The following is a 9337-nucleotide window of genomic DNA, read 5'->3' as shown; positions in this document are numbered from 1 at the left end:
ATGGAACTTTTTTTCTACACTCAAAAGGCTCTATAATCTCCATGGTGGATTTACCCACTACAGAAATTATAGAGCCATAAAAGTAAGGCGTTCCTCTGGACATTTCAACTGAAAGACAATCCTCAAACAGTGGATTGTCTTTTTCTATATCTGCGAAATTTATAGCGTCCTGATGATTGATAAGCAGGCATTTTGACGGTTTAAGACAAATCAGAAATCTTTTACGGTTGTCGTTTCTATCGGTTTTGAGCATTTTATACACTTAAACTAGCTCAAGCCCTTAGAAATGAGATTCTAAGAGCTTGAGCTATAGTCTGAACCTACCCTAAGCAGGTTATTTTCAGTCTTTTCGGCAAATTTTTAACTCGACAATAACAGGGATAGTTAAGAATAACTTGATCCTTGCTATTTTTCCATCATGCCAGCTTGGAGTTGATACATCTTATGGTAGGTTCCCTTTAGAGCTAGCAAGGTCTCATGGTCCCCACTCTCGATGATTCGACCTTTATCCAAGACATAGATGCAATTAGCGTCTTGAATCGTTGATAGGCGATGGGCAATAGCGATTGTTGTCCGTCCTTGACACATCTTAGCAAGAGAATTTTGAACGATTTGCTCCGTCTCGGAGTCAATATTGGCAGTTGCCTCATCGAGAATTAAAATCTTAGGTTGGCTGGCAACAGTCCTAGCAAAAGCTAACAGCTGGCGTTGACCTGTTGAAAAGGTTGCTCCACGCTCAGTGACAGGTTCACTATAGCCTGCTGGCAATTTACTGATAAACTGGTCAGCATCGACAAACTCTGCTGCAGCCCGAACCTCATCATCGCTGATTTCCTGATACATCCTGATATTAGACGAAATTGTCCCATGATAGAGAAAAGGGTCTTGGAGAACCAAACCGATGTTCCGACGTAAAGCCTCCTGACTGTACTGCCGAATATCGGTGCCATCAATCAACACACGCCCTGATTGAAACTCATAAAAACGCATGAGAACATTGATGATAGAGGACTTGCCTGATCCTGTCGCCCCAACAAATGCAATCGTTTCACCTTTATTGACCCGAAAGGATACCTTATCCAAAATCTGGTTCTTTCCATCATAGCTAAAAGAAACGTCTTCAAATACAATATCACCTGACTGGATGTCCTCAACTTCCCCCAGCTGAGCGGGCTCAAACACCTCCTGATCAATGAGGCTGAAGACACGACCAGCAGAAACCATAGAGGTTTGCAGGGTTGAAAAGTTCTGCGTTACTTCGATTAACGGATCAAAGAGACGGTTAATGTATTGGATAAAGGCATACATAAAACCTGCAGAAATCCCAAGTTTTTGCCAGTTAAAGCCAAAATAGGCCATCAACACCGCATAAGCAAGGAGTTTTAAGAGGGACATGGCAGGGCGTAAAAACAAACTATCCAAGGCTAATGACCGATTGACGTAGGTGAGATGTTCCTGATTGATCGCATCAAACTCATTCTGAAGACGTGCTTCCTGACTAAAGGCTTGAATAATGCGGATACCCTCAATACTTTCTGCCAGTTTGCTATTGATATCACTGAGTAAACTCCGCGTTTTAGCAATCACTGCAGTCGACTTCTTGCGGTAAAGATTAACCAAGATAAAAATCAAGGGCAAAAAGAGGGCAACCAGTCCAGTGAGCTTGACGTCCAAGGTCAACATGGTGTACAAGGTCACTGTAAAAATAAATACCGCCGAAACAAAACTTGCCAAAATACCTGAAAACATCTCGCTGATGCTCTCCGTATCGTTGGTAATTCGCGACACAATAAACCCAGCCGGGGTTTTATCAAAATACGACATTCCCAATTTTTCCATGGTCGCAAACGCATCTCGCCGAATATCACGCACCACACTATAAGACACCTTGGCAAAGAAAAAGTTACCAAAATACTGCAGCAAACTCTGCGCCATATAAAGGCCATAATAGCCAATCAAAAGGCTCAGCCCGTCTGTCGTCTGACCAGCGATATAGCCATCAATAAATCGACTAGCCACAAGGGGGATAAGACTTTTTACCACCGTTGTGGCCAATAGCAGAGCTAGGGAAAAAGTGGTTAGTAGACCATAAGGGGTCAAGTAGGTCATCAGCCGACGAAAGGTCGACCATAATTGAGCTTGTTTGGGCATTGACTACTCCTTTCAAAACATCATAACAAGCAAGAGACGAGCGCGGTCAAGGCAACCCAAAACCAAATGAGTGCCGTCTCTAAAAAATACTCGGTTCGGTCTATAGGTTACTAACGAGCTAAAAGCTTCACTGACTTACCATAGAGCACAGCAAACGAGCGCTCCCATCACGGCTAAACTAGGGCAGCCAGAACCGTAAGCCAGTCTATAACGTTTACAGGTGATCCTCGTTATGCCAGTGAATCAGATCCTATAAGAGCAAGGCTGCTGCTCAACCGATGAGCTTAATCTCCCATCTCCAGCTGTTGGCTAGCATAAGTTGTCGCATACCAACCTCCTGCTGCAACCAGCTCATCGTGACGACCCCGCTCAATGATGCGACCATCTTGCATCACTAAAATCAGATCCGCGTGGACAACTGCTGACAAGCGATGAGCAGTGATAATCGTCGTCTGCCCTTGACGCGTTTGCTTGAGGTTATCAATAATGGCATGCTCCGTCTTAGCGTCAACAGCTGATAGAGAATCATCTAAAATCAAAATATCAGGTGTCAAAATCATGGCACGACTCATGGCTAAACGTTGCTTTTGACCGCCAGATAAGGACACGCCACGTTCTCCAATGATGGTTTGGAACCCATCAGGCATACCCATCACATCATCATAAACATGGGACATTTTAGTTGCCTGTTCCACCTGTTCTTGGGATAGGCTCGGATTGCCAAAACGGACATTGTCCTCAATAGACATCGCAAAGAGCACTTGGTCTTGTGGCACATAACCCATCAGAGAGCGCAAATCAGACAAGCGGTAAGCCTTGATGTTATGACCGTTTAGACGAATCTCACCGTCTGTGACATCATACTCTCGTAACAGCAATTTTATTAAACTGGTTTTACCTGAGCCAGTTTGACCAACCAGTCCCAGCGTCTGCCCTTTTTCTAAACTAAAGTGGATATCACGCAACGTTTCCTCGTTATCATAAGCAAAATAATCCACCGCATAGTCCAGACGACCATTTTCAATAGCAGGTAAAGGATCAGTCGCTTCTACAACTGCTGAACGCTCGGATAGTAGGCTATTGATACGGTCATAAGAAACTGACCCACGCTGAATCATGTTAAACAGGAAACCAACAGCCATCAGTGGCCAGACCAGCATATCCAGATAAGTGATAAAGGCCACCAATTGACCGACACTCACCTGCCCAGAACGGACAAAGATTGAACCAACAAGGAGGATCAAAACATAGGAACTCCCCACAAAAAGCAAAACAACCGGATCCCACATGGCATCATAGAACATGGTTTTCATGTTTTTTTGGTAGGTCATCTGGTTGGTCTCTTGAAAGCTAGCCAGCTCTTGAGCCTGATAACCAAATGATTTGGTCACCTTGATCCCTGACACGCTCTCTTGAACCTTATTATTTAGGTCAGAAAAAGCAGCTTGAGAGGCTTGGAAACTGGTATGGGTACGTCGTCCGAGGAAACTGGTCGTCATCGCCATAAAAGGTAACGGAATGATAGCGACAAGCGTCATCTGCCAAGAAATGGTCACAAACATGGTCAACAGGGTCACCAAAGCTGTTATCGAGGCATCCACTGCCGACATGACCCCACCACCAGCCAAACGTGTCAAGGCGTTGATATCATTGGTCGCGTGAGCCATCAAATCACCTGTCCGATAGGTCTGGTAAAAGGATGGCGACATTTTGGTAAAGTGCTCAAACAGGCGCGACCTAATCAGTTGCCCTAAACGGCTAGAAGTCCCTAAAATATACATCCGCCAAATATAGCGAAGTACATACATCCCAAGTGCCGCTAAAAGGAGCCACAACAGGCTCCATAGCAGTTGCTGAGGGGTCAGTTGTTTGTTAGCAATACTGTCAATCACGCGCCCCATCATCATAGGAGGCACTAGGTTTAAGACAGATACCAGACTAAGCGCCACAATCCCTGTCAAGTAACGGCGTTTTTCTAACTTAAAAAACCACCATAAATCACGTACAATTTTCATGAATTCTCCTTTCTTTCTCCTAAAGGCCATCGCAGAGCTAAACAGCCCGCTCTCCTGTCATGAGTTAGCCCAAAAGAGGAGCAGTAACAAACAAATCAGCACCATAGCGGTGCTGAGGATGATAGGCTATTATACCACGTTTTCTGCACCATGTCTAGTTGACAAGGACTAAGGAAAACGTTTTTTCTGTTGAACATGGCCTGTTTGTCTGAAAAAGAGCAAACAAGTGGTTAGTCTATGTTAATGTGTTTGCTAGTGACATGGCGATAGGTCAGGTAGGCAAACAAACCACCCAACGTATTTGTCCAAAGGTCATCAAGCTCAAACACCCGATTGGCATCAATGAGAAGGTCCAAAACAATCTGTGTCAGCTCAATGCTCAAACTCAGGTAAAAAGCTAGTTTAATAGCGCGAGCCATTGAGCGCAAGCTCGGAAAAAGATGAAGCAAACCAAGAACCAGCGGATAGAGGAGAAAAATATTCATCACGTTTTGGCAGATAACCCAGACCAGCTGCCTAAAACTGTTTATCGCTTGCCAGCCCCAAAGGGTGTTGAAGGGGCGAAGTAAAACAACAACGCGACCGAAGTGCTGAATACCAGGGGTCTCCTCCAAGCCAAAGTTAGGTTGGGGCATGAAACAAATCACCGCAACAAAAATAGCATAAGCCAGTGTCGCCCCCTGAATCAGTCGACGACAGGTCATCCGCGCTCTCCTTTTTGCCGAATATTGAAGCCTTTCTGCTGAACGGCTGCTTTTTCTGGTCTAGCTGACGAGGTGCTTGCAGAGGTCTGACGTAATTTTTTTTGAAAAGCTGGCTTTGCCTGCTCTGAACGCTCCTCAAACCGCCTATCAATGCCTGATCTGCGGCGACGTGGTCGCCGACGACGATTTGGCTGTTGCTCCTCTTCAAACACAACCTGCCTTGGTTCCTTATTTTCTAAAATAAAATAAGCGCAACCAAAGTTGCAGTATTCTTTTAAATAGTCGTCTAAACGGCTGATAGCGGTCATGGTCTGTTTAGGGTTGTCCTCACGGTAAAAACCGCGCAACCGTAATTGCTCATTTCCCCAATCCCCAACAATGTAATCGTACTTGAGCAAAATCTCAGAAAAACGCTGGGTGAAACTCTCCGCATCAAAGGTTTCGCTCGTGCTCTTCACAATCGTAAAGACCACATCATCACTTTTGACTTGATTGTCAAAGCTAACAAAAACCGGTCCAGGATATTTGTTATAGTTATACATTTCGGGGGTAATATCTTTTCTCATCGCGACACTTTCCTATTCTTTTCTACCATTATATCATTTTTTAGAAAAATAGCAGAGCAAAAGATAGGAGACCTTGGGAGAGCTACTCTAGCTAGACTTGAAGTGCTAGATTTGACCAAAACGAAACAAGCTAGAACTCTTGTTCCAACCTGTTCAACCTTTTAAATCAATTCTTCTTGAGGTAGGCAATCGCATCTTGTACTGTCTTGACAGGGACGATGGTCATATCTGTCCCCAGTTCTTTGGCGGCTGAAAGAGCGTCTTCGTAATTACTCTTTAGGTTTGGAGCTGCTTGTTTTTCTTCAGCCGTCAGTTCCTTGGCAGAGACAAAGAAAATTTTTGCACCGATTTTATGGGCTGATGCTACTTTTTTATCAACCCCGCCAACCATACCAACTGTTCCGTCTGGTTCGATGGTACCAGTTCCAGCAATCACACGTCCCTTACGGAGGTCCTCATCAATCAGCTGGTCGTAGATGTCTAGTGTAAACATTAAACCTGCACTTGGACCACCGACGCCTGCTGTCGCAAAGTCAATAGGCACATCCGTTGACACTTCCGTATGGTCAACTAAACCAATACCAATCCCATTTTTCCCGTTTTTAAGCTTGATAATCTTGCCTTCGGCAGACAAGTTTTCTCCTTGACTGGTGTACTGAACAGTGACTTTATCACCTAAGGCTTGGCTACCGACGTAGTCGATCAATTCTTTTGAAGAGTTGAAGGTTTTACCGTTGATGCCAGTCACAGTATCTGCCAGATGCAGGATATCCTTAAACGTCGAGTCCTCATTGACATCCAAGACATAGACCCCTTTATAAGAAATAGTAACATCTTTACCTGCTAGTTTCAGGGCTTGGTGGATGGCTTCATTTTGAGACGTTTCCATGTAAAACTGGCTAATCCGCCAAAAATCTTCCTGGCTTTGTCCGCCAGTAGCTTCTTCTTCAGTGCTGACATCTGTAAATGGGGTCAACCAAGCGTAAAGCATCTGAGCGACTGTCGCACGACTGACTGTTACCGCAACAAAATTATAGGACCCATCATCGGTGTCTTCTTGGTCATTAACCGTCAGAACGGTCCGAATATCGTAAGCACCGCCAGGCATTTCCAAATAATAACCACCGATAGGGACAAAGACTGCATAAAATAGAGCGATTAAGGCTAGTGCAGGAACTAACCACCACTTATGCTTTTTTAGTTTTGCCATTGTTTTTCTCCATTTCTGTGATGATGTTGGCAGGAACGTAGCGGCTAATGTCCTGCTTAAAATGAATGAGCTCGCGCACTCGACTCGATGATAGATGACGATGCTCCGGTCGACTCAGCAAAAAAACAGTCTCTAGTTCTGGTGCCAATTGGTGATTAAAAACACTCAGATTTTCCTCATAAGCAAAATCTGTCGCATCGCGCAAGCCTCGTACCAAATGGGTCACACCGTACTGCCTTGCTACCTCGACAGCCAGCTGATTTTGGCTGGTAATCACCTTGACATTGGGCAAATCAGCCACTGCCTGCACTAGCATGGTTAATCGCTGGTCAATTGGTAAAAAACCAACCTTATCTTGATTGTAAAAGAGACCAACGTAGAGCTGATCGAAGAACTGACTGGCTCGCTCAATCACATCACGATGTCCCAAGGTCATGGGGTCAAAGGACCCTGTAAACAAACCGACTTTACCTGACATAGACCGTCACCTTACTGATTCCATAGATTTTTTGTTTCCAAATGCCAAACTGGCTAATCTCCTCTGGCAACTCCACCGATCGATCAGTCTCACAGACCAAAAGCACCCCATCAGCCAAAAGACCAACTTCCTCTAAGGAGGTGATGTCCGCCTCAATCTGCTCCGTGGCATAAGGCGGATCAAGCAAGACGAGATCAAAGCGCCTGTCAAGTTGCCTCATTGCCTGCTCGGCTGGCATTTTCATTAGCGTAAACCGCTCAGGCTCTTTTGTCATAGCGATATTTTTTTGGATAATGGCTTGCGCTCCGCGGTCTCTCTCAACCAGCACAGCATCGTCCATACCGCGCGAAATCGCCTCGATGCCCAAACTGCCACTACCGGCATACAAATCCAAGACCCGACCCCCTTCAAAATAAGGACCAATCATGTTAAATAGGGCGCCTTTTACCTTATCTGTCGTCGGTCTAGTCGTCTGACCAGCCAAAGTCTTGAGGGGCCTGCCCCCAAATCGTCCCGCAACAACTCTCATGCTGACTATTATAGCACAAGTCTTCTCACAGTCCAAGCCTCAGACGATGGGGCTCTTGCTCACTAATTAGGTCTACACACCTAACTCATCGTAAAAAACGACAATTCATTACTTCTTTTCTCTAAAATATGTTATAATGGAAGGTATTGACAAATGTACAGTTAGGAGACACCTATGTCCAAACCAATTCGTGTGCGCTATGCACCAAGTCCAACAGGCTTGCTTCATATCGGCAATGCCCGTACAGCTCTATTTAACTACCTTTACGCTCGTCACCACGACGGTACCTTTATCATCCGTATCGAGGACACCGACCGTGAGCGCCATGTGGAAGATGGTGAGCGTTCTCAGCTGGAAAATTTGCGGTGGCTGGGGATTGACTGGGACGAAAGCCCAGAAACTCATGACCAGTACAGACAGTCTGAGCGCTTGGCGATTTACCAACAATACGTCGATGAGCTCCTAGCAAAGGGATTGGCCTACAAGTCCTATGTGACCAAGGAAGAGCTGGAAGCAGAGCGGGAACGGCAAGAACAAGCTGGCGAGACACCGCGCTACATCAACGAGTATCTAGGCATGTCTGATGAGGAAAAAGCAGCCTACGTAGCGGAGCGTGAAGCAGCTGGTATCGTGCCAACTGTGCGTCTAGCGGTCAATGAAGCAGGTATTTACAAGTGGACGGACATGGTCAAGGGTGATATTGCTATCGAGGGGAGCAATGTAGGTGGCGACTGGGTCATCCAGAAGGCTGACCGCTACCCGACCTACAACTTTGCGGTGGTAATTGACGACCATCTCATGGAGATTTCCCACGTTATCCGTGGAGACGACCACATCGCCAACACCCCTAAGCAGCTCATGGTTTACGAGGCTCTGGGTTGGGAAGCGCCCGAGTTCGGTCACATGACCCTCATCATCAACTCTGAAACGGGTAAAAAACTGTCCAAACGGGACACCAATACCCTGCAGTTCATCGAAGACTACCGCAAGAAAGGCTATTTGCCAGAGGCAGTCTTTAACTTCATCGCTCTCTTGGGCTGGAACCCCGGCGGTGAGGAGGAAATCTTCAGTCGTGAGGACTTTATCAAGCTCTTTGATGAGAACCGCCTGAGCAAGTCACCTGCGGCCTTTGACCAGAAGAAAATGGATTGGATGAGTGGGGAGTACATTAAGGCGGCAGACCTTGAGACCATCGTTGCCCTCTGCACACCCTACCTGGAAGCAGCAGGTCGCTTGACAGACAAGAGCGATAAACTCATCGCACTCTATAAGCCACAGTTGAGTTCAGCGGATGAGATTGTCGCGCTGACGGACCTCTTCTTTACGGACTTCCCAGCTCTCGGTGAGGCAGAAGCTGCCTTTATGGCAGGCGAGACCGTTCCGACGGTTCTAGCTAGCTTCAAGGAAAAAATAGCAGAGCTAGCAGACGCAGACTTTACACCAGAAACCATCTCCGCTCAGGTCAAAGCAGTGCAGAAAGACACTGGCGTCAAAGGTAAAAACCTCTTTATGCCCATTCGTATCGCTGTGTCTGGACAGATGCACGGTCCAGAACTACCCGACACCATCTACTTGCTAGGTAAAGAAAAAGCCCTTGCCCATATTGAACAAGTCTTGACTAGTCTTTAACAATCACACCTGCCTCTGAAAAGGGGCAGGTTTTTGGGTACCAAACGGCTGAAAA

General features: G+C 46.0%; 9 protein-coding genes. 1 reads left to right on the top strand and 8 read right to left on the bottom strand.

What is annotated here, in order from left to right; all coding sequences use genetic code 11:
• The 8 genes from ACERC8_RS07150 to rsmD form a co-directional block, all read right to left on the bottom strand.
• Positions 1–253: hypothetical protein (locus tag ACERC8_RS07150; RefSeq protein ID WP_373659210.1), on the bottom strand; the 253-nt coding region annotated here is incomplete at its 3' end.
• Between the two features lie 152 nt (positions 254–405).
• Positions 406–2151 carry an ABC transporter ATP-binding protein gene (locus tag ACERC8_RS07145; protein WP_373659209.1) on the bottom strand — a complete coding sequence of 582 codons (1746 nt, stop codon included), beginning with the start codon at positions 2149–2151 and terminating at the stop codon, positions 406–408.
• Between the two features lie 284 nt (positions 2152–2435).
• On the bottom strand, positions 2436–4166 hold the full coding sequence (locus tag ACERC8_RS07140; protein WP_373659208.1) for an ABC transporter ATP-binding protein: 1731 nt from the start codon (positions 4164–4166) through the stop codon (positions 2436–2438).
• A gap of 230 nt (positions 4167–4396) precedes the next feature.
• Positions 4397–4870, bottom strand: a complete 474-nt coding sequence (locus tag ACERC8_RS07135; protein ID WP_373659207.1) for a VanZ family protein — start codon at positions 4868–4870, stop codon at positions 4397–4399.
• Complete coding sequence (locus tag ACERC8_RS07130; protein WP_373659206.1) at positions 4867–5436, bottom strand: YutD family protein; 570 nt, start codon at positions 5434–5436, stop codon at positions 4867–4869. Before ACERC8_RS07130 ends, ACERC8_RS07135 begins: the two co-directional genes overlap by 4 nt.
• A gap of 166 nt (positions 5437–5602) precedes the next feature.
• Positions 5603–6646: a SepM family pheromone-processing serine protease gene (locus ACERC8_RS07125; protein ID WP_373659205.1), complete on the bottom strand. Its 1044-nt coding sequence runs from the start codon at positions 6644–6646 to the stop codon at positions 5603–5605.
• The gene (gene coaD / locus ACERC8_RS07120; RefSeq protein ID WP_373659203.1) at positions 6624–7124 is read right to left on the bottom strand and encodes a pantetheine-phosphate adenylyltransferase; all 501 of its coding nucleotides are present in this window, start codon (positions 7122–7124) and stop codon (positions 6624–6626) included. Before coaD ends, ACERC8_RS07125 begins: the two co-directional genes overlap by 23 nt.
• A complete protein-coding gene (gene rsmD, locus ACERC8_RS07115) occupies positions 7114–7662 on the bottom strand; it encodes a 16S rRNA (guanine(966)-N(2))-methyltransferase RsmD (RefSeq protein WP_373659213.1) in 549 nt (182 codons plus the stop codon). Before rsmD ends, coaD begins: the two co-directional genes overlap by 11 nt.
• A 165-nt stretch (positions 7663–7827) precedes the next feature.
• On the opposite strand from rsmD, the gene gltX reads away from it, so the two are divergent.
• Complete coding sequence (gltX, locus tag ACERC8_RS07110; protein WP_373659202.1) at positions 7828–9282, top strand: glutamate--tRNA ligase; 1455 nt, start codon at positions 7828–7830, stop codon at positions 9280–9282.
• Positions 9283–9337 lie beyond the last annotated feature (55 nt).

Source organism: Streptococcus sp. E29BA, assembly GCF_041807805.1.
Lineage (GTDB): Bacteria > Bacillota > Bacilli > Lactobacillales > Streptococcaceae > Streptococcus > Streptococcus entericus.
Note: the sequence above shows the minus strand (reverse complement) of the source record. Positions and strands in the feature narration are given on the sequence as shown.

What these genes read in the sequence shown, in the direction of transcription:
- ACERC8_RS07145 (WP_373659209.1), bottom strand. Translation starts at nt 2,151, where the DNA reads ATGCCCAAACAAGCTCAATTATGGTCGACCTTTCGTCGGCTGATGACC.
- ACERC8_RS07140 (WP_373659208.1), bottom strand. Translation starts at nt 4,166, where the DNA reads ATGAAAATTGTACGTGATTTATGGTGGTTTTTTAAGTTAGAAAAACGC.
- ACERC8_RS07135 (WP_373659207.1), bottom strand. Translation starts at nt 4,870, where the DNA reads ATGACCTGTCGTCGACTGATTCAGGGGGCGACACTGGCTTATGCTATT.
- ACERC8_RS07130 (WP_373659206.1), bottom strand. Translation starts at nt 5,436, where the DNA reads ATGAGAAAAGATATTACCCCCGAAATGTATAACTATAACAAATATCCT.
- ACERC8_RS07125 (WP_373659205.1), bottom strand. Translation starts at nt 6,646, where the DNA reads ATGGCAAAACTAAAAAAGCATAAGTGGTGGTTAGTTCCTGCACTAGCC.
- coaD (WP_373659203.1), bottom strand. Translation starts at nt 7,124, where the DNA reads ATGTCAGGTAAAGTCGGTTTGTTTACAGGGTCCTTTGACCCCATGACC.
- gltX (WP_373659202.1), top strand. Translation starts at nt 7,828, where the DNA reads ATGTCCAAACCAATTCGTGTGCGCTATGCACCAAGTCCAACAGGCTTG.